Here is a 25,188-nt window from a genome sequence, read left to right on the forward strand (position 1 = left end):
AATCGCTTAGGCTTTTGCTTCCGCTAAGTCTGACTCATTACCTGCTTGAGGGTCATTAAACACTGACTCGTCTAGCTGACCTTCGCTTTTCGAAACTATGGTAGAAACAGCGGCATCACCAGATACGTTAACCGCAGTACGCACCATGTCGAGAAGACGATCCACACCTAGGATAAGACCAATACCTTCCACTGGTAGGCCAACTTGAACAAATACCATGGAAAGCATAATCAAACCAACGCCAGGCACACCTGCCGTACCGATAGAGGCTAGTACTGACATAAGAATTACTGTCAGATAACCCATCATGCCAAGGTCAACGTTATAGACATTTGCTATGAATACCGTCGCAACACCCTGCATGATCGCCGTACCATCCATATTGATGGTGGCACCAAAAGGCACGGTAAAAGAAGCTACTGAGTTATTGACTCCTAGTCTCTTAGTTACGGTACGAAGTGTCACAGGAATCGTCGCATTCGAACTTGCTGTACTAAATGCAAATACTTGAGTACTACGCATTTTTTTCAAGAAGGTCAGCGGGTTCAAGCCTGACAGCACTTTTAGAATGACTTGCATGGTAACAAATAGGTGGAATAGCAAGGCACCGATTAATACCAAAACATAACCTAGCAATTGAGCAAGCAGATCCAAACCTAAGTTCGCGATGGCTTTAGCAATCAAACAGAACACAGCATAAGGCGCTACAGCCATTACAATGCTGACCATTTTCATCATGATGTTGTTCAAAGCTTCAATGAAATCACTAACGGTTTCTGCTTTTTTCCCTACCATCAAAACACTGACACCAAAGATAATAGAGAAGAAGATAACAGGTAGCATCTCACCATTACTCATAGCGCTAATTGGGTTTGAAGGAATAATGTTAACCAGCACAGAAGACAGTGGTGGCGCTTCTCGACCAGAGAAACTTGCATCAGATGTTGCATTTAAGCCATCGCCAATATTAAAGAAAGTCGCGATAACAAGCGCTGTCGCAATTGCCAATGCCGTCGTTAGCAAATATAAAGCAAAGGATTTGGAGCCGATACGCCCCAATAATCGAATATCGCCAATACCACATACCCCAGACACTAACGAAAAGAATACCAGTGGTACAACCAACATTTTTAACGCGTTAACAAACATGGAGCCGACAATATGAAACAAACCATTGGTTAAATATTCATTCGCCCATGAACCAGTATTGTTAAAACCAAATATATTTATGATAAGACCGACTGAGATGCCGAATACCATCCCTAATAAAACCTTGAACGTTGCGTTCATAACTTCCCCTTGTTTACAAATATCATGTGTTTATTCGCCTCTTTTAATAAACCAATACAGATGATTTATTAAGCTAATAAATAAACACGACAAGGCTATTCGGGGTGTCTGCTTTTGTTGGAATTTGTTGCAGAACGTTAATGAGAATGAGAAGAAGTTTGGATCAAAATAGCTAGTAAAAAGCGAGCAGCCTCCCTGGGAAGGCTGTCGAATGGGGCGTTATAGGCTTCCAGCGTTCAGCAACATGCCTTGGGAGCTGGTATCAAAAAGCAACACTCTATTCAAATCGACCGATAGAGAAATAACTTGTTCACGAACAATATGAGAACGTAAATCCAATCGTGCTTTGGCTTCTTCCTGACCAAATTTGAAAGTAATTTCCTTATCAAAACCAAGGTTTTCCACCAGATCCACTTTCACGGAACCAAACTCAAAAAGGTGATCGCTTGGCGAGGTCAATTGGCTATCTTCAAAAAAGTCTGGCCTGATGCCAACAAGCACTTTTCGATACACTTGTAGGTCTGCCTCACTGGTATTAGCGATTTTACTTATTGGAATTCGATAACCAGAAAAAACTAACTCTCCGTCCTCTACCTGAGCTTCGATCAAATTCATGGCTGGAGAGCCTATAAAGGTGGCAACAAAGGTACTTGATGGCTGCAAATAGATTTCCATCGGCGTTCCTACCTGCTCAACAATGCCATCTCGCATCACTACGACTCTATCACCTAGGGTCATGGCTTCAACTTGATCGTGGGTGACATAAATGGCCGTCATATTATATTGATGCTGAATACGAGCGATCTCGGTACGCATGTGATGCCGTAGCTTGGCGTCAAGGTTCGACAAAGGCTCATCAAATAAATACACATCTGCATCCCGTGCCAATGCTCTGCCCATTGCGACCCGCTGCCGCTGACCGCCAGATAAGTCAGCGGGTTTTCTATCTAGATATTCATTCAACTTCAGCATTTCGGACACATCCGCCAATTTGCTGGCGATTGTCGTCGCATCTGCCCCCGACTTTTTCAAACCAAAGACAATGTTTTCCCGCACCGACATATGGGGGTAAAGAGCATAATTTTGGAATACCATGGCGATATTTCGCTTGTGGGGTGGTAAATCATTCACCACTTGATCGCCAATATGCACATCGCCCTGAGTAATGTCTTCTAGACCCGCCACCATGCGCAATGTGGTACTTTTGCCACAACCACTAGGGCCTACCAGAACAACAAATTCGCCGTCTTTTACCTCTAAATTTAAACTTTTGACGATAGGTAAATTGCCGTACGACTTGCAAACATTGCGTAAAATCACAGAACTCATTTACTTTCTCCTAATTCCTTATTGTGGCCTAGACGTCATTAGCCTTTGACGCCACCGTCCGTTAAACCACCCGATAGATGTCGGTTTGCCAGCATGAAACAAATGATCACAGGTAACAGCGTTAACATTGAGGCCGCCATAATTCGATCCCAAATGGCATTTTTGGAAGTGAATAGGGTTTGCAATGCTAAGGGCAGAGTATGGAAATCTTGATATTGTTTTAGGAACACGGAAGCAAACAGATATTCGTTCCACGCAATCACAAAACAATAAATAAACACGGTAAATAACATGGGTTTAGAAAGCGGCATGATAATCCGCCAGAATGCTTCCACTCTCGAACAGCCATCCATCATGGCCGCTTCTTCAAGGGAGAATGGAATGGTTCTAAAGTAGTTACCTAACATGTACATGGCTACAGGCAGTGTTTGAATCAGATAAATCAAAAACAAACTCAATATCGTTCCACTGGCACTGGAAGCTAAACCAACGGTCACGCTCATTTGATAGAGCGGCACCATCAATAAAACACCGCCGACCATATAAACAAACAAAACACCGTTTGCCATGAGCGATTGTGCTGGGAAGCGCAAGCGAGCAATTGCATAGGCAGCTAAAGAGGCCAGCAAAGTCGAAAACACGCCCGTCACAAAAGAGATGGTAAAGGTGTTTAGCATGTAACGCCCGAAAGAGAATACTTCTCCACCTGAGCTAAACTTCGCCAGTAGCGCTTGTTTCTTCTCTTCCGATAAAGCGGGGTTATTGAGCAAGCGCTGTATTGTCTCGGGAATTTCAACTTCTTTGGTGGGCATTAAACCCAGTAGCTCCTTATAGGCTTCTAGATGCAATACTCTTGGCCATAAAGAAGGGTTGCCCCAGTCAATGGGGTGCTTTAGCGATGTCGATAAAATCTGTAAAAACGGAAACACACAAAAGATCACCAAGGCGATAACCAGAGTGTATAAAACAACAGATTGAATGGGAGTACGTTTATTCATCATAGTAACTTCTCCACCTCTACCATTTCAGGACTTTACGAACGTAAAGCCAAATTAACCCAACTAGAACCAAGAGCTGTATAACAGATATGGCGGCAGCTCCACCCTGATCAACAACACCAGAAAATGCTTGGTAATAAGTAAAAATAGGCAAGGTTTCTACGTTAGGTGCGAGCAGGAAGACATCCTCGAAACGGTTGAGGTTCCAGATAATGCGTAACAGAACCACTGTCGCAATAACAAACTTCAGCTCAGGCAGTGTCACATGCCAAAAGCGCCCCCAAGCATTCTGCCCATCAATAGCTGCCGCTTCATATAAATCTTTTGGAACACTTTGCAATTTGGCGAGTAGCAACAGATAAGCAATTGGGAAATGCTTCCAAATATCAAACAGGATCACCACGAAGAGAGCGGAATCTGGGTCACCAATCATATTCTCTCGGGTATCTGATAAATGCAGCACATCCACCATCACATGGTTATAAATGCCATTTACAGGGTCGAAAATGAACTGCCAACCAAACACCACACTGATCACAGGGGCAAAGTAGGGCAGTAAAATAAGGCCACGGGCGAGGTTACGAAAGTGGAATTCTTGGTTCATTAAGATAGCGGCGGCGAGCCCTAATACCGTGGTACCGGTCACAGTCCCTAATAGGTAAACCACTGAAATTCCTATGGAATTATAATAACGAGGATTACCCAGTAGCTCGCTGTAATTATCAAAGCCAACAAAGATTTTTGTGCCATTAAGCTGCACATCGAAAAAACTTAAATAGACATTAAATAAAATAGGGTAGATAACCAGTAAGCCAATAATGCCTACTGCCGGAGCCACTAACTTGAGCCCCAGTCTCGCTTCGTTTTTGATCAATACAGATGACATCGTCTCTCCCTTCAGATCGCAAAAAAGCAACCTAATTCGGCGAATCAAAGAAACCTAAAACTCTTTTAAAAAACCGTTTTTAAAGCCTTAAGAGGTGAACCTGCACAGCAGGTGCAAGTTCACCAACCTAATTTATTTAGCAATAATGGCTTTCATCTCAGCTTCCGCTTCATCGAGCGCTTCTTGAGGGTCTTTGCCTTCGATAGTGACGTCATAGATCATTCTCGGAATGACAGACTTAGCAAAAATCTCACCCGAAGCTGGGTAGGTTTTGCCATCGACAACAGAGAAGGAGCGTATCGTGTCAAAACCAGAAACGATTTGTTTCATTTGATCCGCACCATACAGGTTAAATACCCCTGTAGGGTCGGTACGGTAGGAAGGGTCTTCCGCAATGCCTTTCAGCATAGGGTTCATGCCACCCGGAGCCATGTGCAAAAAGATGATGTAACTTGCTGGGTCATACATGAACTTGATGAAGTCTTGGGTGGCTTTTTGGTCTTCCGCATTTTGGTTTTTTAATGCTACTAAACCAGATACTGTGCCATAAGATGCAGCGCTTTTATTGGTGATAATGGGCTCAAATCCAGTGTTTTTCACCAAGTTTGGGTCAAAAGTGCCGCCGCTCAGTTCTTTGAAGTTCTCTGAAGTTAAGGAGCTTTTTGCCACCTCTGCTAGCGATAAATCATCCATGATGTAGGTGGAGTAAAAGAACATGGCCATTTTGCCTTGCAAGTAGTAATCCCTTGCACGCCAGTTTTGTGGCCCGGGAGGATTGTACTGGGCAAGCTCATTATAATATTCGATGGTTTCTAGTGTCGCAGGGCTGTTAAATACAAGGTTCCCTTGCTCATCAAACTCACTGGCATTATTGGACAAGGCTAATTGAGTAAATACTTGTTCTGTATAGCTATCTTGTTTCGTTCCTACCAAGATGCCGTATTGGTTATTAGCCTTGTCAGTTAACACTTCGGCGGCCTTAGCAATGTTTTCCCACGTATTAGGGGCTGCTAGTCCCTTCTCTGCAAACCAGTCTTTACGGTACCAAATACCCTGAATCCAACCGTGGTAGGGTAAGCCGTAATATTCACCTGAAGGCGACTTTAAGCTATTTAGTGCGCCAGTATGAAAACGCGTTTGGCCGATATCCTTAACCACAGCTTGGTGAGAACTGGTATCCACTACGCCCTCTTCACCAAAGGCCATAATCAGCTCAGAATTGACTTCTATCAGCTCTGGCGTGGTACCAGCAGCAACCGCTGCTGCCATTTGGGTCGCCATTTCGTTTTCATCAACGGCAACCACTTTCACCGTCACGTTGTCATTGAGGGCCTCAAAAGTATCGGCAAGCAATTCAATGGTTTGCAGTCGATCAGTTTGAGTTTGAGCAGTCCAGAACTCGACAGTAGCTGCTTGGCTCATAGAGCTAAATAGCAATCCATTTGCTAATACAGTACTGGTGACTATTAGGGGGTTAAGCTTGTTCATTGTCACTTCCTCACAGGTTTATTTTTATTAATATTTTGTTTTCAGGGCTTTCTAAACTTAATTTTTGTCATTCAATTTTTGCTCTACAAAATTGTTAGAATCCCGTTTGTACAACTCCGGGAGCTAATATTTTTTGCAAAGCTTCTACGGGTACACCTTTAATACGAGAAGTCATCATTTTCGCGAGTTGTTCACCAATCTGATTAGGCGCTGCTTGCTGAATACAAACAATGCCCATATTGGCAGCCAACTCATCAAAAGGGGTATCGCACCCAACCACGCAAATATCGTGTTCCATCCCTTTTATTCTCATCACCGCCAACGCGGCACTACGTGCACTGGTCGAGGTTAAGCAAATTAGCGCGGTAATATGCGGACGCTGTAACAGATACTCTGCACAGGCCAAATAGGTTTCTTCCTCATTGAAACCCACTTCCAAATAATCCTCTATGTTAATGCTTAACGCCTTTTCCTGCGCTGCCGACTGTATGCCTCGCTGCCTTTCTTTAGCGAAATAGTAGCGATCATTCACCGTGATCACCCCTATATGGCGATGGCCTTGCTCATACAGTTGGTTCAAACTCAGTCGACCCACTTGGTAGTTATCCAAATCCAGCCAAGCAAAGGCATCGGCTTGTTCGTTACGGCCGTAGCACACAAAAGGTACGTTAAGTTTCAGTAATCTATGGATTTTAGGGTCGTTGACCCGAGTACGAAGGAGTAAAAAGCCCTCTTGATCGCCCGCTTTAACAAGGCGCTCAAACTCGCTTAATTCCTGTTCACCAGTGTCTATCATCACCACTTGGAGCAAGTAGCCTTCTACTTGCAGTGCCTGACGGACACCCGCTAATACCTTCGAAAGAATGGCGTCGAGATATTGAGCCTCTTGGCTCGGCACAATCGCAGTAATCACCCGCTTGGCCTGTACCCAATGAGCTGAATCTGCTCCTTTTAACTGATACCCCTGACGCATAGCCTCTTTCATCACACGCTTTTTAGTGCGTGGGCTAATGTCTGGGTAGTCATTCAGTGCTCGCGACACTGTGGAGACCGACAAGTCTAGTTGGGTAGCTATCTCTTTAATTGACATGTTTTTTCAGCTGCACTTTTGCCACTCTTATTTTTATTCAATCCATATGAAAACTTTAATTTATAAAGCTCTATATTGTGTATTTTGTGATCAGCTAAATCGACGATAAGACCGAAAATGTTTCGATGCAAGGCTTTATTTTTGCACACTTATAGAGCGTTTTAGTATTAATCACTGCCTATCCGCTGGGTGATTGACGCCATCGTTGGTCACAACATTTTCTATATCGAAGGGGTTAACTCCTTCAAGGCAACCTATGTTGTAACCATATAAATTCGGGAAAGATCGTCTTTGATGATGGGTATAAATGCCACACTCTGAGCAAAAAAAGTGTTTCGCTACATTGGTATTAAATTGATACAACTTGAGAACGTCATGGCCTTTTACAATGCGCAGGTTGGCTAAGTCTACCGAGCCAACGATGGCACCTTTGCGCCGACAAATAGAGCAATCGCAACGCCTTGGGTTTTCGACACCATTGGGCAAAGTCAGCTCCAATTCCACTGCACCACAATGGCAAGTGGCTTTGTGTTTAGGTTGGATAATAGTATCGCCAATCTTGTGAATCATCCCTTCTTCTCCTTTTATCTGACTAATGAAGCAGGCTTTATGTGGGCCTTTTAAACTCTTTTCTTGCTTGATGTATTTTTTGACGCATGAAGCATTGCTCCTCATGGTCATTAATCAGTCCCATCGACTGCATAAAGGCATATAGGGTCGTCGGTCCAACAAAAGTCCAACCGCGCTTTTTGAGGGCTTTTGATAGCGCAATGGATTCTGCACAGGTAGTTTGACTAGCAGGAGGAACATCTTGGTTTGCCGGTTCATAACGCCATAAAAAAGCCGCTAGGGAGCCTTCTTCTGCCACTAGTTCTTGAGCTCGTTGAGCATTATTGATCACAGCGAGGATTTTGCGCTTGTTACGTATAATGTCTTTATTAGCCAGTAACTCGGCGACTTTTACATCGTCAAATTCAGCCACTTTATGAAAATCGAAGTGTTGGAAGGCTAGGCGAAAACTGTCTCGTTTAGACAAAATGGTTCGCCAGCTAAGGCCTGATTGAAAGGTTTCTAGGCAGAGTTTTTCGAATAGACGCTGGTCATCATCAACGGGAAGGCCCCATTCTTTATCGTGATAATGGGGAAAGTCAGGGGCGCTATCCGCCCAAACACAGCGAGATTTCTGATCTTGCTCCATGCTTTAACGCCGCTCCCAGATACCATTCAAGAGCCCCTATCAAATCATTATAATGAAACAATGTGAAGCCAAAAAATTGGCTTCACATCTATGCTGGAATATCTGTGCTGGAATTAGCCGCTGACACTTTTCTTGACAGCTTTTACTAATACCGACGTATCCATACGACCCAAGCCTTCAGCTTGAAGGTCTGCATAATAGGAGTCTGTTTGTTTAGTTAAAGGTAGGTCCAGCTGATATTGCTCTGCCTGATCAAGGCAGATACCTAAATCTTTGCGCATCCAATCAATAGCAAAACCAAAATCAAACTTGTCTTGAGCCATGGTTTCTAATCGGTTTGCCATTTGCCATGAGCCAGCAGCGCCATGCTGTAACGTATCGACAACTTGCTTAATATCTAGGTTGGCCTTTTCCGCCAGCATTAACGCTTCGCTTAGCCCCTGTAAAACCCCTGCGATACAAATTTGATTGACCATCTTACTGCGCTGGCCTTGCCCAGCAACACCCATCAACTGAATCTGTTTAGAGTAATGGGTCATCACTTCTGAAGCCGTCTGAAAAGCCAATTCATCGCCTCCACACATGACGGTTAATACACCATTTTCAGCACCTGCTTGGCCACCGGAGACGGGAGCATCGACAAAGTGAACTTGCTGCTGTTTACTTGCTGCGTAGAGTTCTTCCGCCAGTACTGCAGAAGTCGTGGTATGGTCCACTAGAACCGAGCCAGAATGCATGCCAGCCAAAGCACCGTCACTGCCATAGATAACACTACGAACATCATTGTCATTACCAACACAAACAAAGACGACATCAGCACCTGTCGCGGCTTCAGCTGGCGTATTAGCCGCTGTGCCTGAAAACTCCTTTGCCCATTTATCGGCTTTTGCTTTGGTTCGGTTATAAACACAAACAGAATAGCCTGCATTCGCCAAATGACCGGCCATCGGGTAACCCATAACGCCTAAACCAATAAAAGCGACTTTTACTTTTTCCATATCCAATACTCCTCTGAAAGCGATAACGTCAATGCTGGTGACAAGTTCAAGTGACCAGTACGAAAACAAACCATTTGATATATACTAATATTGATAATTGACATATGTCAATTTGATTGTTCAATTATTTTAATTAGCATAGATATCACCAATGCATTAAACTAAATCCCTGTATTTATTAGCCTTGTATGAGGGAAATATGGCTCAACCTAAATATCAAGAAATTGCGAAAGCCATTTTACACCTCATTGACATAGGTCATTATCAAGTAGACAGTAAGCTTCCAACCCATAGAACCTTAGCAGAAGATTACAACACCACCGCTATTACCATCGCGAAGGCTTATAAGTTATTGGCGGAGCAAGGGCATATCGAATCTTTCGTCGGGCGAGGCAGTTTTGTCAAAAAAGCAACAAGCCTAAAAGCGGTCATTCAATCCCAATTTGATGACAGTGAATGGAACTTTTCTATTCTCCAGCCTTGCTATGCCAACCACCTCACTGAGCTGTACCAGCAAATCGAAAGTTGCTCCAATCAACCCTCTTCACCTTCTTTATTTGGTTACACGGAGGACACAGGTAGCATAAAACACAAAGAATCTGGCATGCTTTGGATGCAAAAATTTGGCTTACAAGTTCGCTCGCCAGAACACATCTTACTGACCAATGGTGCTCAACATGCACTCTCCACTCTTATCGAAAATTACTCAAAACCGGGTGATCGTATTGCTGTGGAAGCGCTTACTTATCCCGGTATTTTATCTATTATCAAAACCTTAGGTCGTCATGCTGTTGGGGTTGATATGGATGAGCAGGGCATGAAGCCTGAGCATTTGAAAGCAGTGTGTATTGAGGAAAAGCCTAGCTTGGTCATTGCTCTACCTTCACACCAGAACCCGACCACAGTCACTATGCCTTTAGCTCGACGCAAGGCCATTGCCGAAGTGATTCAACAGCACCCTGTATGGCTAATAGAAGACGATATTTATAACTTCTTGAACGACGAACCCATCGCACCTATCACTAACCTCATTCCAGAGAAAAGTTTTTATATCAGCAGTCTTTCTAAAGCCATTAGTCCGGGGTTAAGGTGCGGCTATATGAAGGTACCTCAGACACAAATATCGGCACTCGCATCCTACATTCGGACCATGCTGTGGCTGGCTTCTCCTTTGCCATTTGAAATCGCAGATAGAATGATACGTTCGGGCTTGGCTTTTGAATTAGCCAATCAACAAAAGCAGATAGCCAAACAAAGACAGACTCTAGCGAATGAGATTTTGCCGGGAGTGATTTCTCAGTCAACAAGCAGTTACCATATATGGCTTACCTTGCCCCAAAAATGGCAAACTGATGAGTTCACTACCACAGCAAAAGAGCGCGGTATGTTAGTCAGTGATGGTCAGTTCTTTACGGCAAACAAGACATCGACACAAGCTATCCGCCTATCTCTTATGGCAATTGCCGATGACACTTATTTTGAAGAAGGCTTACGTGCTTTAAGAGATTTAATTAACTCTCGATGACGTGCAAATCACGGTATTCATCGTAAGCAAACTGATCTGTCATACCACTGATATAATCTTGAATTAAACGGCAACGGAAATAGAACTCCCATGCATTATCAGACAAGGAAGCTAACTCTGTATTCTCAAAGTGCTTTCTAAAATCCGCTAAATTGCTTATAGCTAGCTGATAAGCTGCAAGGTGTTTGCTCGACAGTTTATTAAACAATCGGGACTGGTAAAGTGGCACCTTCTTTTCTTTATTTAGTATCTTGATAAAGGTATTTCTATCTAAGGCCAATAAGGGTTTATAGATATCCAATAGGCCTGAAATGATACGGTAGCCTTGTAGCTCCTGACGCTGAACTTCCTTTGCGCAAAACACATACTTGAAGGCCACGGATTTCAACGTCTCAAGCAAGGCGTGCGTGCTGCTTCCGTCTTCCATCAAAGCTTGATTGTAACAACCCTGAAAAACAGCCTCAATATTTTCGATAAACTGATCGCTAGCGTGCTCAACAGATCGTGTATTCAATGCCACGCGGAAAGGAACAAAGAAGTCGCTAACTATCTTGGTTCGTTTGTAATGCCTCAGGTTATAACTAATGAGTTCTTCCATTAGATTGGCGTCTTGATCTGCTATAGAAAACTCATCACCAGCCACCAGCTTGGCATATTCTTCTTTAAGCCTATCCAGTAGCTCATCAAATTTGACTATGCCCTTTTCAACCGCATCTTCGATGTCAGCAATACAGTAAGAAATATCATCAGCCGCTTCCATGACATAAGAAAAGGGGGAACGGCACCCTTCATTTATCACTAAAGCATCATTAATATCTTGCACGATTGGCTGCTCGCTCAGGTAATAGCCAGCTTTTTTCTTAAGATAGCTTTTGGTGTCTTGGTCATCTGGTTTGGATTGATCTGCTCGGCGGGTGTATTTGATAATGCCCGAAAGCTGGGTATAAGTTAGATTCAAGGTTTGCAGGGCATGTACAATACGCAGCGCTTGTGCGTTTCCTTCAAAGGAGCAAATATCTCTTACTAGAGGCTCCAGTAACGACAAATCATCTGGTATGTCATCTCTGCTTATCAACAGTTGTATCTGGTCATCAAACCACTGATTTATCGCCCCTTCCCCAAAATGCCCAAAGGACGGGTTACCCACATCGTGCATCAGACAAGACATTTCGACAATAGACTCAAACTGTCGTTCTAAACCTTTTAGACCATAAGTTTCTAACTTTCCCTGCTGATCGAGTTTTCTAATAATGGTTTGACAGATATAACGACCGACTTGCTGAACTTCCATAGAGTGCGTTAGCCGACTACGGACTGCTGCGTTACGTTCTAGAGGAAAAACTTGCGTTTTTTGCTGTAAACGACGAATAGCGGCTGAATTGATAATACGCCCACGGTCACTTTCAAAAATAGCTAACTCATTACGAGCAGGGTTAGCGCCTTTTTTATTAAACACTCGATGGGACGATATTTTTTCTTGGAAGTTAGCAACCATAAACAACCCCTTTCTAGAGACCTCGAAAAACAAAATAGCGACTTTAACTGGTAATGATCATTCAAGTAGGTAAACTGTTAGTTTGCCAAGTAAAAATAAAATCCAGTAAAATCGTAACAGTATTGTATTTAATTTGTAACCGAGCGACCTACTTCCCAAGCTTTATAAGGTCTCGTTAATCTAAACAAGGTGATGTAGTGTCTAATAATAAAATCATTCTCCTGTTTGCTTTATTGTGTTCTTCAATCACGATCGCAGCACCCACATCTTCTCTGAATGAAATGTACTCATGTCATGGATTAGTGACCTTTGTTGATTCTAAAATCCTCGGCACGAAAACTTATTCAAACAAAGAGAAAGCCGTTATTCGTCGAGGGCTATCCAGTTATCTAACCCATTTAGACGATAAGCTCATTACACCTCAATTAATGACGCTTTACAGCGGCAATGTAAGTCAAGTGAACCTAATGAAGCAGATCTTTGAGCGTCAACAAAAGAACTTTTCTAAGCATTTAAACGCTCGTTATTCCGAGAAAAAAATAGCCCGTGATTATTTAAGCGCGATTCAGGAATGCGAAAGAAAAACCGAATCAAGAAGCTCTTTTCTACAACAAGCTATTAGCATTATGGAAAAACACTAGCCATAACTGAGCAGCTTATTCATTAAGGAGCAAAAGCCTTGGCTCAATAAGCGCTCTCTTACACAACAGATTCCTTCTTTTCCTTACGAACTCGTCGAATAGAATCAATAATCAGCACACCTAAAGCAGACCAAATCAACACAAAAGTAATCAGTTTTTCGGTACTAAGTGGCTCGTTATATAAAAATACCGCCAACAAAAACATTCCTGTTGGGCCTATGTATTGAAGAAAACCAATAGTCACTAAACTAACTCTATTGGCTGCGGCTGCAAAGCACATCAAAGGAACCATGGTGACAGGGCCAGACGCAAATAACAGCAAGTTGATCGCACTACTATTTTCCATCAAGTTCGAAGTAGCGGAGTCTGCTTGCCATAAGTAGATCAGGGCAACAGGCAGCAAAATGCAAGTTTCTATCGCCATTCCAGTAAAGCTATCAACCGATACTTTTTTACGCACTAGCCCATAGAAAGCAAAAGTCAGCGCCAATGACAAAGCAACCCAAGGTAAGGAGCCAAACTGAATCACTTCAAAAACAACCGCAGCAAAGCACAAGAAAACAGCAGCGATACGCACTTTATCTAAAGTGTTTTTAAAGAAAACCACCCCTAATAAAATTGTAATAAGAGGGTTAATGTAATACCCCAAGCTAGCACTCAGCATTTGGTTGTGTTGAATCGCCCAAATAAAGGTTCCCCAGTTAGCCGCAATGAGCACGGTCGAAATGGACATAAAAGCAAGAGTTCTTGGTGACTTAAGAACCTCTTTCAATGCTGAGGTATAACGCAGCAACACAATTAAAACTAAGACAACAAGACAAGACCAAATAACCCTATGGGCCAATACTTCTGTAGCAGCAATAAAGGAAGTCTCTTTAAAGTAAATAGGGGCAATTGCCCAAAGTATAAAAGCGGTTAATGCGTAGAAAATACCACCGTTAGAAGAGGTCTGCATATTGGCTATCCTTAAGTTCTATATCAATGCATTACAAGAGTCAGCCCTTACAAAATAAGCTCTCTTGAAGGCTGCCAACAATACACTTTTCTATCTGTACTGACACCTTAAATAATTACCTAATCCATAAGATTGCCTAACGCATTAGATAAGGTTAAAGTCCCATCAGCTTAACCAGTTAAGCTTCTAAAACTGAAACAACGAAATCGAACTTCGGGGCGGGGCGAAATTCCCCACCGGCGGTAATTTATTTCAACAGTGCAAACTGAGATATAAAAAGCCCGCGAGCGCTTACTTAAACAGAATTAAGTAAGGTCAGCAGATCTGGTGAGACTCCAGAGCCGACGGTTACAGTCCGGATGATAGAAGATCGACCAAGTATTAGCTGCTCAGGATATATCCAGAGCGGCTAAGCTGTGTTTTTATGCGCACAGATATTGGTACAATCCACACTCATCGCCCCTGTACATCTTATTGATTGGAGAAAACCAAGATGGCAGGAACACTTTTTATAATGATTGCGTGCTTTACATGGGCACTCGATACCTTGATACGTTACCCATTATTGGGTGCTGGTTATTCCACACTGCAAATTGTACTGATAGAGCACATCACCCTATTGGTGTTTGTAAGTCCATTACTGTGGAAATACCGTCAAACCTTTCGTCAGCTACCCAAAAACAGCCTACTCTGTTTGCTATTTATCGGCGGTGTCGGCTCTGCTATTGGCACGCTAGCCTTTACAGAGGCCTTCCAATACCTAAACCCAACCGTCGTCATCTTACTGCAAAAGCTGCAACCTATTATTGCTATTCTGCTGGCTTATTGGTTCTTAAAAGAGCAAATCGAAGGACAATTTTTGCGCTGGGCTGCTGTCATATTGCTAGGCAGCTTCATTATGATGTGGCCAGACTTACGCACCCTTAGCGAAGCGCAGTGGCATTATTCCACTGATAATATGAGCATTATTAAAGGCTACGGTTACACCTTAATTGCTGTGATTGCATGGGGAGGAGCCACGGTATGTGGAAAATACTTATCCCACCAAGGAATGCCATCAAACGCCATCCTCTCCGGTCGTTTTGTAGCAGGATTACTGGTGCTACTTCCGTTGGCGCTTTTTAGCACATCCAGCTTTAAAGCCATTCAATCAACCGACCTCAGTTTAATGGTGGTAATGGCATTATTGAGCGGCTTGGTCGGCATGTGGTTCTACTACCAAGGACTAAAACGCGTTCCTGCGCAAATGGCGACCTTAGCTGAGCTATCTTTCCCTGTTTTTGCCGCTTCCATAAATTGGATATTTTTAGATATGGGATTAAGTTTTTATCAAATCCTTGGCGGCATCATGCTTATTGTAGGTAACCTAGGTTTGAGCCATAAAGAAGATGAAGACTCAAGCCTTTCAACAGCCACGCCTTAATGTCCAAAAAGTCACCCAAATATGTATTTAAGCACTCATATTTGGGCGACTAGTCCTTTTTAACATTGTCTTTTTTGACCCTATTGATAACCCTATCCTCTATTACTCATGTCGGTATATTCTAGCGATATCAAATACCGTTTAAGAGGGAAAAGTGATGTTAGCCATAAAACCAAACTGTGAATATTGCCAAAAAACCTTACCAGCTGATGCCCAAGATGCCATGATTTGCAGCTATGAATGCACTTTTTGTTCAGACTGCGTAAAGAGTGTATTACGTAATGTTTGTCCAAACTGTGGCGGTGGCTTTTCTGCGAGACCAATCAGACCAAAGCACGATAGAAGGCAGGGGGTCAGTTTAGCGTATCATCCAGCATCGACAACGGAAGTTCATACTAAGTACTCCTTAGAAGAAATAACGGCGTTTAGCGAAGCCATCAAAAACATAGCTCCAAAAGATAGATAAGCTAATCCTTTAAAGCTCAAATCACATCATACGGACATTGATAGCATGAATTTAAAAGACAGTGTGTTTGCTCTGATTATCATCATTGCGTGGGGGCTAAACTTTGTCGTGTTAGCTATCGGTTTAGATGAAATACCACCCCTTTTACTAGGTGGGTTACGATTTTTAGCCGTGGCGGCGTTCGGCTCCTTATTTATTAAGCGCCCTAATATTCCGTTATCGTGGTGGTGTATCTACATTTTACCAATGGGTTTGCTGCAATTTGCTTTTATGTTCATTGCTATGGCAAATGGTATGCCTGCAGGCCTAGCCTCTCTGGTACTGCAAGCTCAGGCCTTATTTACAATGCTGTTTGCCTTTGCCTTTCTCAAAGAAAGCGTTAAGTTTTACCAAATTTTTGCCCTTGTACTAGCCGCCATGGGTTTATTCATGATTGCAGCTAAATCAGGGATTGGGGGTATGTCATTACTGGGGTTCTTATTGACCCTATTAGCCGCTGCAAGTTGGGCATTGGGGAATATAAGTGCTCGAACTATGAGTAAGAATGGCTATCAGGTGAACATTAACTTGGTCATTTGGAGTTCATGGATACCGCCTGTGCCCTTTTTCCTTTTATCTTATTGGTTGGAGGGCCCAGAGAAAATAGAGGCTGCTCTCATCAATATCAGCTTGAGCTCTATCGCCGTTATTATTTACTTGGCCCTGATAGCAACCATCCTTGGCTACTCTTTATGGGGACATTTAATGGGACGCTATCCAGCCAATCAAGTTGCTCCTTTAACCTTAGGTGTGCCGGTTGTCGGCTTAATCGCCGCCACCATAGTGCTAGATGAAAAGTTATTAACGTTACAATGGATAGGCGTTGGCGTTGTGTTCTTAGGTCTATTAACCAATACCTTTGGTAAAAAGCTGTTTAGTCGCTAGGGAAGATGCGAATAATAAAGGTTTATCCACACGCTGAAGCCAGTGGACTTGTTCGTACCTTCCCTAGATTCAGTATTTCACTCTTTAATAAAAGACAACTTTATGACGACCAACAACATCATTCATGTTTATTTTATTCTGCTCCCTAACACGGTTCTGCTAGACGCCATTGGTCCAGCAGAAGCCTTCCAGTACGCGAACCGATTTGTTGATAACGGCACTCAATTTAAGCTTCACTTTATTGGTCCACAAGCTGAAATCGACAATTCCCTTGGCTTGAACCTACAAGTCTCCCCACTGCCTGAATACATAGAGCCAAACAGTTGGATCATTAGCCCGGGCATGGCTGGTCAAGAGATAGATCTAGATACCCAAAATGCGCAGATGGTCGTGAATTGGTTGGCTCAACAAGCACAATATATTGGTCGTTACATTAGTGTCTGCTCTGGCGCACTGCTCTACGCTAAAGCAGGTTTACTCAATGGGCGAGACTGCACCACACACCATATGCATATCGAGGAACTGCAACTGGCAGCACCAAACGCCAATGTATTGGCCAACCGATTGTTAGTGGCCGACGAGCCTTTTTATAGCTGTGCCGGTGTAACATCTGGAATTGATTTAGCCATGTATATTATCCAACACACATTAGGTGAGAATTGCGCTTGTCAGGTGGCTCGTCACATGGTGTTATTTTCTCGTCGTGGACCCAATGATCCTAGCCAATCTCCTTGGCTCGAAAACCGCAATCATTTCCACCAAGGCGTGCATCGCATTCAAGATGCCATTCAACTGGACCCGAGCAGACAATGGACAATTGAAGACCTTGCAAATAAAGCTAACTGCAGCCCCCGTCATTTGGTGAGGCTATTCAAAGAAAACACTGGCATCACAACCCGAGAATACCTTTATAAACTCAGACTCTCCTTGGCTATGCAGCTTCTACAAAGCTCTTCTTTGCCAATAGAAGACATAGCTGAACAATGTGGCTTTAATGACCCAAGGCAGTTCCGTCGTATTTGGGCAAGACAATACACAGCTCCACCTTCTGCCTACAGGACTAGCGCAGCTTCCTATAGCTAAGGGTCTTACCACGTTCAAATCCCCCCTAAATAAAAGAATATACGCTCTGTTCATATCACAAATACTTAGGCGGTTTGCACCTTTTGATTTAACATACAGCCCTCTCAATGGAGCTAAAAGATCGACATTAATAATAGTTATTCATCTACTCGTCTTTCTTTCTCATCCTCCTACAACAAGGACGATCAATGACACATAACTCAGCAACGGAAAGCAAAACGCAATTTTTGGAAATTGTTTTTCTGTGGATAGCTGGCATCAGTGCCGCTATGCAATTTTCCAAGTTTTCCGTTTCCTATGACGCTTTGTTGCAATACTACCAAGCAGGCGAAACCTTAACGGGAGCGGCACTGTCTTTGGTTGGAGTAGTCGGCCTTATCTTTGGTGCTTTTGCTGGTCTTATTGCCAGTCGTATTGGCTATTTAAGAGTTTTAATGGGAGCGTTATTTTTAGGGGGTATACTGTCTTTTATTCAAGCTAGCCTTCCTAGCTTCTCAGTGCTTCTCATAACTCGCTTATTGGAAGGGTTTTCACAACTTGGTGTGGTTGTTGCGGCTCCAACATTGATTGCAAAACTTAGCGCTCCTAGGCATAAATCTTTAACCATGGGGCTTTGGGGGACGTTTTTCGGTGTCGCTTTCGCGGTGACAGGCTGGCTCGGCAAAAATATTTTAGAGCAACATGGTATACAAACCTTATTATTTGGCCATGGGACACTGATTTTCACCATGGGCGTCATTGTGTTCTTCACTCTACGTAAAAATGCCGTATTAGACATGAGTGCATCTGTTCCAAACCCAAATGGTTTCTTACAGCAATTGCTTCAGGTATATCGAAACCCTCGTTCACTCATCCCCAGCTTGGTGTTTCTTTGCTATACCTGCACCCTAGTTTCTCTGCTTACTTATATCCCTAGGTTGGTCAGTGATACCAAGGTACAAGCTTTAATGATGGTGTGTTTACCCTTACTCAGTACCAGCGGTACTTTTATTGCTGGCGCCCTAGCTCAATACATTATGAAGCCTCAAAAAGTAGCCTTAATGTCCTACTCTGGCGTTGCCTTGAGTGCTTGTCTTCTGACCTTAGTCGCTACGCAACCTTTGTGGTTCGCTTTAATGACAGGCGTACTTATCCTCTTCCTTGGTATGATACCGGGGGCGGCTCTAGCGATGATTCCAGCTTTAGCCAGAACCCCCGAAGAACAGGCACAAGGCTACGGGCTTATTGCCCAATTTGGTAATTTAGGAGCCACCATAGGGCCACCAGCCTTTGCATTATTAATTACTCTTTATGGATTATTTGGTTTAGTTGGTATGGTGTTATGTATTTGTCTTTTAGGTTCAATCTTTAGTTTTATCGCTAGCCGTATCTCCACCCATAAAACGGTTTAATTCCGCAGCTTACTCGCTACTCAAGACATGAATATTAAGGCATTCCTCGCCTATATGGAGGGATGCTGTGATTCGTCCATAAAATAAAAACTACCTTTTTTGTAACATTCCTCCTATTCACTCGTCTAATCACTATATTATTCAGCAAGTAATTAAAAATGCGCTGAACTTTGAATGGATTTAATCGGAGCCTGAGAATGAAAAAAATAGGATTGTTGGTATTGATAGCTGCCCTTGCGGTTGGCTTTTTTCACTTTAACTTACACCAGCTGTTGACCTTGGACGGACTTAAATCCGGACTGGGTCAATTTGAAGAACTGCGCACTGAAAGCCCAGTATTGGTAACAGGTGGCTTTTTAGCACTTTATATTGCCGTCACCGCCTTATCTCTTCCTGGGGCAGCTATTATGACCTTGGCAGCAGGCGCATTATTTGGCGTGGTGATGGGGACAGTTATCGTGTCTTTCGCTAGTACTATAGGTGCGACTCTAGCCTTCCTAGTATCCCGTTATCTACTTCGAGATTCTATTCAAGCACGCTTTGGAGATCGTCTAAAAACCTTCAATGAAGGTATTGAAAGAGAAGGGGCTTTCTACCTTTTCACTCTTCGCCTAGTGCCTGTTTTCCCGTTCTTTTTAATTAACCTAGTCATGGGCCTAACCACGATTCGTGCTTTCACCTTCTTCTGGGTCAGCCAACTAGGCATGTTGGTCGGTACTGTGGTTTTCGTTAACGCGGGCACACAACTGGGTCAAATCGAAAGCCTGTCAGGTATTTTGTCTCCAGCCCTGCTCCTTTCATTCGTATTACTGGGTGTCTTCCCATTAGTTGCAAAGAAAATTCTAGATATCATTAAAGCTCGTCGCGTTTACGCGAAATTCACTAAACCAAAATCATTCGACCGAAACCTAATTGTCATTGGTGCAGGTGCTGGCGGGTTGGTAAGTTCTTACATTGCTGCGGCAGTAAAAGCGAAAGTGACCTTGATCGAAGCCCACAAAATGGGTGGTGATTGCCTTAACTACGGCTGCGTTCCAAGTAAAGCCATTATCAAGAGCGCTAAGATCGCTAAACAAATTCGTACTGCAGAGAAATATGGTTTAGAAAGCAGTGAGCCAACTTTTTCATTCAAAAAGGTTATGGCCCGTGTCCATGATGTTGTCAGCAAGGTAGAACCCCATGATAGCGTTGAGCGTTACACCAAATTGGGGGTGGATGTTGTACAAGGTTACGCGAAGCTAATTGACCCTTGGACAGTGGAAATTCAGCTCGCTGAAGGTGGTACAAAACGCATGACTGCGCGCAGTATTGTCTTAGCAACAGGGGCTCGACCATTCGTTCCAGATTTACCTGGATTAGATGAAACTGGCTATTACACCAGCGACACACTATGGGAAGAGTTTGCTAAATTTGATGCGCCCCCGAAACGTCTGGTTGTACTTGGTGGCGGCCCTATCGGCTCAGAACTCGCGCAAAGTTTTGCTCGCTTAGGTTCTAATGTCACTCAAGTAGAGCGCGGCTCACGCATCATGGCGCGTGAAGATGAAGAAGTCTCTAAGTTAGTTCAAAACAGCATGCGCTCCGACGGTGTCAACATTTTAACTTCGCACAATGCCATTCGTTGTGAGAAAGAAGGTGACGTAAAACGACTTATCGTTGAAAAAGACGGCGTAGAAAGTGTGATCGAATTTGACGCTTTACTCTGCGCGGTTGGTCGACAGGCTCGCCTTGAAGGCTATGGACTAGAAAACCTAGGTATCGAAACACAACGCACCATTACGACTAACGATTACCTAGAAACGCTTTTCCCGAACATCTTTGCCGTAGGTGATGTCGCTGGCCCTTATCAGTTCACACACGTTGCGGCCCACCAAGCTTGGTACGCAGCAGTTAATGCTTTATTCGGCACTTTCAAAAAATTCCGTGCGGACTACCGTGTTATTCCTTGGGCCACGTTCGTAGACCCTGAAGTGGCACGTGTTGGTCTCAGTGAGCAAGATGCCAAAGAGCAAGGTATTGCCTATGAAATGGTGCGCTACGGACTGGATGACTTAGACCGTGCCATTGCAGAAAGTGCTACAGATGGCTTTGTGAAAGTACTCACCGTACCCGGAAAAGACAAAATTCTTGGTGTCACCATAGTGGGTGATCACTCTGGAGATTTATTGGCTGAGTTTGTTTTGGCAATGAAGCATGGCCTAGGTTTAAACAAAATTTTAGGCACTATTCATACTTACCCAACATGGGCAGAGTCCAACAAATATGCGGCTGGTGAATGGAAACGAGCTCACACTCCAGAGCGTATTCTCGCTTGGGTCGAAAAATACCACACATGGCGTAGAGGGTAAGAAAATGAAAGTATGGCTAATTATACTATCTGCCCTCCTTAGTCTAAATATTGGCTTAGCTCAGGCAAAAAACGCATTTAACCATGACCAATGGGATAGCCTGCTACAAAAGCATGTCTACCTAATCAATGGAGGCCAAGCAAGCCAAGTGGATTACCAAGGCTTTGCAGATAATCAAACGGAGTTGAAAAGCTATCTAGACAGCTTATCTAAGGTTTCACAAAGTGAGTTCGATGCTTGGCCGAAAGACGATCAACTGGCATTTTTGATCAACGCCTATAACGCATGGACAGTAGAGTTTATCTTAAGCAAATGGCCAGACTTAAAATCTATTAAAGACCTTGGCAGCTTTTTCAGCTCTCCTTGGAGTAAAGAATTCGTGCCTTTATTAGGGGCAACGCGATCTTTAGACGATATAGAGCACAAATTGATTCGTGGTTCAGGCCGTTATCAAGAGCCGCGTATTCACTTTGCCGTAAACTGTGCCAGCATTGGCTGCCCAGCACTGGCTAATACAGCGTTTCAAGGTGATAACTTGGAAAGTCTGCTAGAAAGCCAAACCAAGCTTTTCTTAGCCGATAAAAGTCGTAATCGTTTAAATGGCAACAAGATAGAATTATCTTCTATTTTCAAATGGTACAAGGAAGACTTTGAAAAGGGCCTAAAAGGCTATCATTCTTTAGAGGCTTTCTTGTTAGATTATGCTGATGACTTAGAACTTACTGAGAGTGTTATTCAAATGCTAAAAGAAGATGACGCTAGCATTAAATTCTTAAGTTATGATTGGGGGTTAAATAAAAAGATATAAATTCTACTTATTAGTTGCAGTAGATAAGTCTTTCTCAAGGTTAAGAAAAAAGAATGCATTATTTCCTTTTTCTTGTTTTACGTTACCTATTGTGTATTAATTGCTCAAATCAATATAATAGGTAAGTGTAATTCTTTGAGTAAGGAATATGGAAAGCATTCACAATAATATTAATGATGTTTTAAATACCACACCTATAGCCGTAGCCTACTCAAGCATTTCTTCTGGGCATATAGAATACATTAATGAGGCTTTTACGAACCTTTTTGGATATCGTTTAGAAGACCTTTCTGATATTAAATCTTGGTATGTAAACGCCACACCCGAAAAAGATCATTACCATAATGTGATCGGGCCTTTTATCGACAATACAAACCTCTCTTCAGCGAGAGATATAAAATCCAATCTCATTTGCAAAGATGGTTCGATAAAACACGTTAATATTTATATTTCAAAGCTGAACGATAAGAAGATTTGGTACTTTACCGATTTCACAGACCACTGGGTAGCAGAAGAAAGATTACGAGCTCGCAGCAACATGCTTGAAATGGTCGCAAAAAGCTCGGCTCTTAAGGACATTCTCAGCACGATTGTTAATCAAATCGAGCAAGAAAATACCCAATCTATTTGCAGCATTTTACTCTTTGATAAAGAACAAGGGTGTTTAAGAGTAGGATCGGCTCCCAACCTCCCGAACTTCTACAACGAAGCTATTGATGGTGTACAAGCAGGCCCAAAGGTAGGCTCTTGTGGCGCTGCGGCTTATTCGAAAAAACGTGTTATTGTTGCCGATATTGCTTCCCACGAAAACTGGCAACCTTTTGCACAACTTGCTAAAGAAGCTGGTATCGCTGCGTGTTGGTCAGACCCCATTTTATCCTCAACAGGTGAGCTATTAGGCACCTTCGCGATATACAAACGCTATCCTTCTACACCTTCTGAAAAAGACTTCGACTTAATCAATTTCGCTAGCCGACTAGCCAGCATTGCCATTGAGAGCTTCCGGGCCAAAGAAGAGCTAGAACAAAGGGCCTACTTTGACTTCCTCACAGGTTTAAGCAATAGAGGGCACTTCTTTGATAAAGGAGAAGAAATATTTAAAAGCACTGCGATTGAGAAAACGCCACTGGCTATTATCATGCTAGATATCGATGACTTTAAAAAGATTAATGATATCTACGGCCATAAAACAGGTGACCAAGTATTAAAAAAATTGGCGGACATTAGTGAACAAATTCTGAGTAAAAGAGACATTGCGGCACGCATTGGCGGTGAAGAGTTTGCTTTTTTACTGGCTCATCAGGATATCGATCATGTGTTATCTATTGCTGAGCAGCTAAGGCATCATATAGAAAAAAGTATGGTATTGAGTTCCGAGAATGAAAGAGTATTTTTCACTGTTTCTATCGGTGTAGCATCAAAAGGGAAAGATACCCATTACTGCACCCTTGGAGAGCTGCTTAACAAGGCAGATAAAGCACTTTATCAGTCTAAAAAAACCGGTAAAAATAAAGTGTCCCATGAGGTCTACACTAATACGCCCTCTCTATTCTGATTATTACACCTCTTCAATCACCACTCCCTAAAAGCAACCACCTTCTAAAATATGAAACCCATAAAAGATTCTTCTATAAAAGCTCAATATTTAAATGGTTACCCTGAGGCATTATTAAAACAGGTGGAACATCTTTTAGCTTCGAAACAATCAAGTAAGTGGCTGCTAAATAAGTACCCAAGACCGCATAATATTGGTGATTTATATGAATATGCTATCGCATTAAAAAACCAAAATATGCGCAGCTCTTCCCCCATCAGCAAAGTCATATACGATGATAAAATCCATGCCATTAAAAACGCCCTTGGCACTCATTCCTATGTTTCTAGAAAACAGGGATCGAAGTTAAAAGCAAAAAATGAAATTCGTATTGCAGCGTTATTCAGAAACCTTCCCGAACCATTTTTAAAAATGATCGTGGTACACGAGTTAGCTCATTTAAAAGAGAAAGAGCACAGCAAAGCCTTTTATAAGCTCTGCTGTTATATGGAAGCGGAGTATCACCAGCTTGAGTTTGATCTCCGTGTTTACTTAAACCACAGAGATCACTTTGGAGACCTTTGGAAAGATTGACGTTAGGCTGCGCTTGGTTCTGGCTCGACGCTGGTGAGCTTTTTAGTAAGGTAGTTCAGCAATAAGCCATATAAAGGAAGGAACAAGCCAAGGCTGATAATCACTTTAAAGCCAAAATCCACCAATGCAATTTCTTGCCAATGTTGAGCCATGAAAGGGTCAGGGCTCTGATAAAACGCGATACCAAAAAATGCTAAGGTATCCAAACCATTACCTAACAAGGTGGAAGCGGCTGGTGCGACCCACCATAAGCTTAAAGCTCTTAAACGGTTAAAAACTTTGATATCTAGCAATTGACCGAGTAAGTAAGCCGATAAACTGGCAATGGCTATACGGCCTACAAAGTCATTGTAGCTAGCTAAATTAGCAAAACCTTGGAATGCACCTTCGGCAAAAATCACAGATAAAACGTAGGATAAAATGAGCGATGGTAGCATCACTAAAAAGATGATCTTACGAGCAAGCGAAGCACCAAATATCCGTACCGTTAAATCGGTTGCCAGAAAGATGAAGGGAAAAGAGAAAGCCCCCCATGTGGTATGGAAGCCAAATACTGTGAAAGGAATTTGAACCAAGTAATTGCTGGACGCAATAATAATTAAATGAAAAACAGCAAGAAAGCACAACGCCTTGCGCTGTTGCTCAAAAGTAAACGAACTCATATTGTCACCTTTTTCGTTAAATTGGGGTGAGGGAACCCAAAAGCATCGCTTTATATCGTATT

General features: G+C 42.8%; 23 protein-coding genes and 1 riboswitch. Of the genes, 11 read left to right on the forward strand and 12 right to left on the reverse strand.

Going from position 1 to position 25,188, the window contains the following annotated elements; all coding sequences use genetic code 11:
- Positions 1-6: 6 nt before the first annotated feature.
- From OFY17_RS03520 to OFY17_RS03560, 9 genes are all read right to left on the reverse strand, one after another.
- A complete protein-coding gene (locus tag OFY17_RS03520) occupies positions 7-1,290 on the reverse strand; it encodes a dicarboxylate/amino acid:cation symporter (protein ID WP_263529317.1) in 1,284 nt (427 codons plus the stop codon).
- Positions 1,291-1,509: 219 nt separating this feature from the next.
- Positions 1,510-2,619: an ABC transporter ATP-binding protein gene (locus OFY17_RS03525; protein WP_263529318.1), complete on the reverse strand. Its 1,110-nt coding sequence runs from the start codon at positions 2,617-2,619 to the stop codon at positions 1,510-1,512.
- A gap of 38 nt (positions 2,620-2,657) precedes the next feature.
- Complete coding sequence (locus OFY17_RS03530) at positions 2,658-3,620, reverse strand: carbohydrate ABC transporter permease (protein ID WP_263529319.1); 963 nt, start codon at positions 3,618-3,620, stop codon at positions 2,658-2,660.
- Between the two features lie 16 nt (positions 3,621-3,636).
- On the reverse strand, positions 3,637-4,503 hold the full coding sequence (locus OFY17_RS03535; protein WP_263529320.1) for a carbohydrate ABC transporter permease: 867 nt from the start codon (positions 4,501-4,503) through the stop codon (positions 3,637-3,639).
- A 132-nt stretch (positions 4,504-4,635) separates the two neighbouring features.
- Positions 4,636-5,991, reverse strand: a complete 1,356-nt coding sequence (locus OFY17_RS03540; protein WP_263529321.1) for an ABC transporter substrate-binding protein — start codon at positions 5,989-5,991, stop codon at positions 4,636-4,638.
- 94 nt (positions 5,992-6,085) lie between these two features.
- On the reverse strand, positions 6,086-7,081 hold the full coding sequence (locus OFY17_RS03545) for a LacI family DNA-binding transcriptional regulator (protein ID WP_263529322.1): 996 nt from the start codon (positions 7,079-7,081) through the stop codon (positions 6,086-6,088).
- A gap of 171 nt (positions 7,082-7,252) precedes the next feature.
- The gene (locus OFY17_RS03550; RefSeq protein WP_263529323.1) at positions 7,253-7,651 is read right to left on the reverse strand and encodes a GFA family protein; all 399 of its coding nucleotides are present in this window, start codon (positions 7,649-7,651) and stop codon (positions 7,253-7,255) included.
- A 37-nt stretch (positions 7,652-7,688) separates the two neighbouring features.
- Positions 7,689-8,279: a DNA-3-methyladenine glycosylase I gene (locus tag OFY17_RS03555; protein WP_263529324.1), complete on the reverse strand. Its 591-nt coding sequence runs from the start codon at positions 8,277-8,279 to the stop codon at positions 7,689-7,691.
- Between the two features lie 113 nt (positions 8,280-8,392).
- Positions 8,393-9,277 (reverse strand): NAD(P)-dependent oxidoreductase, encoded by an 885-nt coding sequence (locus tag OFY17_RS03560; protein ID WP_263529325.1) that lies wholly within the window; start codon positions 9,275-9,277, stop codon positions 8,393-8,395.
- Positions 9,278-9,476: 199 nt separating this feature from the next.
- On the opposite strand from OFY17_RS03560, the gene OFY17_RS03565 reads away from it, so the two are divergent.
- The gene (locus OFY17_RS03565; RefSeq protein WP_263529326.1) at positions 9,477-10,802 is read left to right on the forward strand and encodes an aminotransferase-like domain-containing protein; all 1,326 of its coding nucleotides are present in this window, start codon (positions 9,477-9,479) and stop codon (positions 10,800-10,802) included.
- Here OFY17_RS03565 and dgt read toward each other — a convergent pair.
- Positions 10,789-12,297: a dGTPase gene (dgt, locus tag OFY17_RS03570; protein WP_263529327.1), complete on the reverse strand. Its 1,509-nt coding sequence runs from the start codon at positions 12,295-12,297 to the stop codon at positions 10,789-10,791. The two genes, OFY17_RS03565 and dgt, sit on opposite strands and share 14 nt — an antisense overlap.
- A gap of 197 nt (positions 12,298-12,494) precedes the next feature.
- Here dgt and OFY17_RS03575 point away from each other — a divergent pair, with 197 nt between their 5' ends.
- The gene (locus OFY17_RS03575) at positions 12,495-12,938 is read left to right on the forward strand and encodes a hypothetical protein (RefSeq protein WP_263529328.1); all 444 of its coding nucleotides are present in this window, start codon (positions 12,495-12,497) and stop codon (positions 12,936-12,938) included.
- Positions 12,939-12,996: 58 nt separating this feature from the next.
- On the opposite strand, the gene rarD is transcribed toward OFY17_RS03575, so the two are convergent.
- A complete protein-coding gene (rarD, locus tag OFY17_RS03580; RefSeq protein WP_263529329.1) occupies positions 12,997-13,893 on the reverse strand; it encodes an EamA family transporter RarD in 897 nt (298 codons plus the stop codon).
- Between the two features lie 205 nt (positions 13,894-14,098).
- A riboswitch (FMN riboswitch) is annotated at positions 14,099-14,268 on the forward strand.
- A gap of 118 nt (positions 14,269-14,386) precedes the next feature.
- Between rarD and OFY17_RS03585 the strand changes: the two genes are divergently transcribed.
- From OFY17_RS03585 to OFY17_RS03625, 9 genes are all read left to right on the forward strand, one after another.
- The gene (locus OFY17_RS03585) at positions 14,387-15,316 is read left to right on the forward strand and encodes a DMT family transporter (protein ID WP_263529330.1); all 930 of its coding nucleotides are present in this window, start codon (positions 14,387-14,389) and stop codon (positions 15,314-15,316) included.
- A 157-nt stretch (positions 15,317-15,473) separates the two neighbouring features.
- Positions 15,474-15,782, forward strand: coding sequence for a DUF1272 domain-containing protein (locus OFY17_RS03590; RefSeq protein ID WP_263529331.1), 309 nt, complete (start codon positions 15,474-15,476; stop codon positions 15,780-15,782).
- A 45-nt stretch (positions 15,783-15,827) separates the two neighbouring features.
- On the forward strand, positions 15,828-16,706 hold the full coding sequence (locus tag OFY17_RS03595) for an EamA family transporter (protein WP_263529332.1): 879 nt from the start codon (positions 15,828-15,830) through the stop codon (positions 16,704-16,706).
- Between the two features lie 102 nt (positions 16,707-16,808).
- Positions 16,809-17,789, forward strand: coding sequence for a GlxA family transcriptional regulator (locus tag OFY17_RS03600; RefSeq protein WP_263529333.1), 981 nt, complete (start codon positions 16,809-16,811; stop codon positions 17,787-17,789).
- Positions 17,790-17,977: 188 nt separating this feature from the next.
- Positions 17,978-19,180, forward strand: a complete 1,203-nt coding sequence (locus tag OFY17_RS03605; protein ID WP_263529334.1) for an MFS transporter — start codon at positions 17,978-17,980, stop codon at positions 19,178-19,180.
- 197 nt (positions 19,181-19,377) lie between these two features.
- Positions 19,378-21,528: an FAD-dependent oxidoreductase gene (locus OFY17_RS03610; protein WP_263529335.1), complete on the forward strand. Its 2,151-nt coding sequence runs from the start codon at positions 19,378-19,380 to the stop codon at positions 21,526-21,528.
- A 4-nt stretch (positions 21,529-21,532) separates the two neighbouring features.
- A complete protein-coding gene (locus OFY17_RS03615) occupies positions 21,533-22,336 on the forward strand; it encodes a DUF547 domain-containing protein (protein ID WP_263529336.1) in 804 nt (267 codons plus the stop codon).
- A 148-nt stretch (positions 22,337-22,484) separates the two neighbouring features.
- Positions 22,485-23,891, forward strand: a complete 1,407-nt coding sequence (locus tag OFY17_RS03620) for a bifunctional diguanylate cyclase/phosphodiesterase (RefSeq protein ID WP_263529337.1) — start codon at positions 22,485-22,487, stop codon at positions 23,889-23,891.
- Positions 23,892-23,942: 51 nt separating this feature from the next.
- Positions 23,943-24,464, forward strand: a complete 522-nt coding sequence (locus OFY17_RS03625) for a YgjP-like metallopeptidase domain-containing protein (RefSeq protein WP_263529338.1) — start codon at positions 23,943-23,945, stop codon at positions 24,462-24,464.
- A gap of 2 nt (positions 24,465-24,466) precedes the next feature.
- Here the strand turns inward: OFY17_RS03625 and OFY17_RS03630 are convergent, their stop codons facing one another.
- Entirely contained in the window at positions 24,467-25,126 is a 660-nt protein-coding gene (locus tag OFY17_RS03630; RefSeq protein ID WP_263529339.1) for a 7-cyano-7-deazaguanine/7-aminomethyl-7-deazaguanine transporter, read from the reverse strand.
- Positions 25,127-25,188 lie beyond the last annotated feature (62 nt).

The organism is Marinomonas sargassi, assembly GCF_025716875.1.
Lineage (GTDB): Bacteria > Pseudomonadota > Gammaproteobacteria > Pseudomonadales > Marinomonadaceae > Marinomonas > Marinomonas sargassi.

What these genes read in the sequence shown, in the direction of transcription:
- OFY17_RS03520 (WP_263529317.1), bottom strand. Translation starts at nt 1,290, where the DNA reads ATGAACGCAACGTTCAAGGTTTTATTAGGGATGGTATTCGGCATCTCA.
- OFY17_RS03525 (WP_263529318.1), bottom strand. Translation starts at nt 2,619, where the DNA reads ATGAGTTCTGTGATTTTACGCAATGTTTGCAAGTCGTACGGCAATTTA.
- OFY17_RS03530 (WP_263529319.1), bottom strand. Translation starts at nt 3,620, where the DNA reads ATGATGAATAAACGTACTCCCATTCAATCTGTTGTTTTATACACTCTG.
- OFY17_RS03535 (WP_263529320.1), bottom strand. Translation starts at nt 4,503, where the DNA reads ATGTCATCTGTATTGATCAAAAACGAAGCGAGACTGGGGCTCAAGTTA.
- OFY17_RS03540 (WP_263529321.1), bottom strand. Translation starts at nt 5,991, where the DNA reads ATGAACAAGCTTAACCCCCTAATAGTCACCAGTACTGTATTAGCAAAT.
- OFY17_RS03545 (WP_263529322.1), bottom strand. Translation starts at nt 7,081, where the DNA reads ATGTCAATTAAAGAGATAGCTACCCAACTAGACTTGTCGGTCTCCACA.
- OFY17_RS03550 (WP_263529323.1), bottom strand. Translation starts at nt 7,651, where the DNA reads ATGATTCACAAGATTGGCGATACTATTATCCAACCTAAACACAAAGCC.
- OFY17_RS03555 (WP_263529324.1), bottom strand. Translation starts at nt 8,279, where the DNA reads ATGGAGCAAGATCAGAAATCTCGCTGTGTTTGGGCGGATAGCGCCCCT.
- OFY17_RS03560 (WP_263529325.1), bottom strand. Translation starts at nt 9,277, where the DNA reads ATGGAAAAAGTAAAAGTCGCTTTTATTGGTTTAGGCGTTATGGGTTAC.
- OFY17_RS03565 (WP_263529326.1), top strand. Translation starts at nt 9,477, where the DNA reads ATGGCTCAACCTAAATATCAAGAAATTGCGAAAGCCATTTTACACCTC.
- dgt (WP_263529327.1), bottom strand. Translation starts at nt 12,297, where the DNA reads ATGGTTGCTAACTTCCAAGAAAAAATATCGTCCCATCGAGTGTTTAAT.
- rarD (WP_263529329.1), bottom strand. Translation starts at nt 13,893, where the DNA reads ATGCAGACCTCTTCTAACGGTGGTATTTTCTACGCATTAACCGCTTTT.
- OFY17_RS03585 (WP_263529330.1), top strand. Translation starts at nt 14,387, where the DNA reads ATGGCAGGAACACTTTTTATAATGATTGCGTGCTTTACATGGGCACTC.
- OFY17_RS03590 (WP_263529331.1), top strand. Translation starts at nt 15,474, where the DNA reads ATGTTAGCCATAAAACCAAACTGTGAATATTGCCAAAAAACCTTACCA.
- OFY17_RS03595 (WP_263529332.1), top strand. Translation starts at nt 15,828, where the DNA reads ATGAATTTAAAAGACAGTGTGTTTGCTCTGATTATCATCATTGCGTGG.
- OFY17_RS03600 (WP_263529333.1), top strand. Translation starts at nt 16,809, where the DNA reads ATGACGACCAACAACATCATTCATGTTTATTTTATTCTGCTCCCTAAC.
- OFY17_RS03605 (WP_263529334.1), top strand. Translation starts at nt 17,978, where the DNA reads ATGACACATAACTCAGCAACGGAAAGCAAAACGCAATTTTTGGAAATT.
- OFY17_RS03610 (WP_263529335.1), top strand. Translation starts at nt 19,378, where the DNA reads ATGAAAAAAATAGGATTGTTGGTATTGATAGCTGCCCTTGCGGTTGGC.
- OFY17_RS03615 (WP_263529336.1), top strand. Translation starts at nt 21,533, where the DNA reads ATGAAAGTATGGCTAATTATACTATCTGCCCTCCTTAGTCTAAATATT.
- OFY17_RS03620 (WP_263529337.1), top strand. Translation starts at nt 22,485, where the DNA reads ATGGAAAGCATTCACAATAATATTAATGATGTTTTAAATACCACACCT.
- OFY17_RS03625 (WP_263529338.1), top strand. Translation starts at nt 23,943, where the DNA reads ATGAAACCCATAAAAGATTCTTCTATAAAAGCTCAATATTTAAATGGT.
- OFY17_RS03630 (WP_263529339.1), bottom strand. Translation starts at nt 25,126, where the DNA reads ATGAGTTCGTTTACTTTTGAGCAACAGCGCAAGGCGTTGTGCTTTCTT.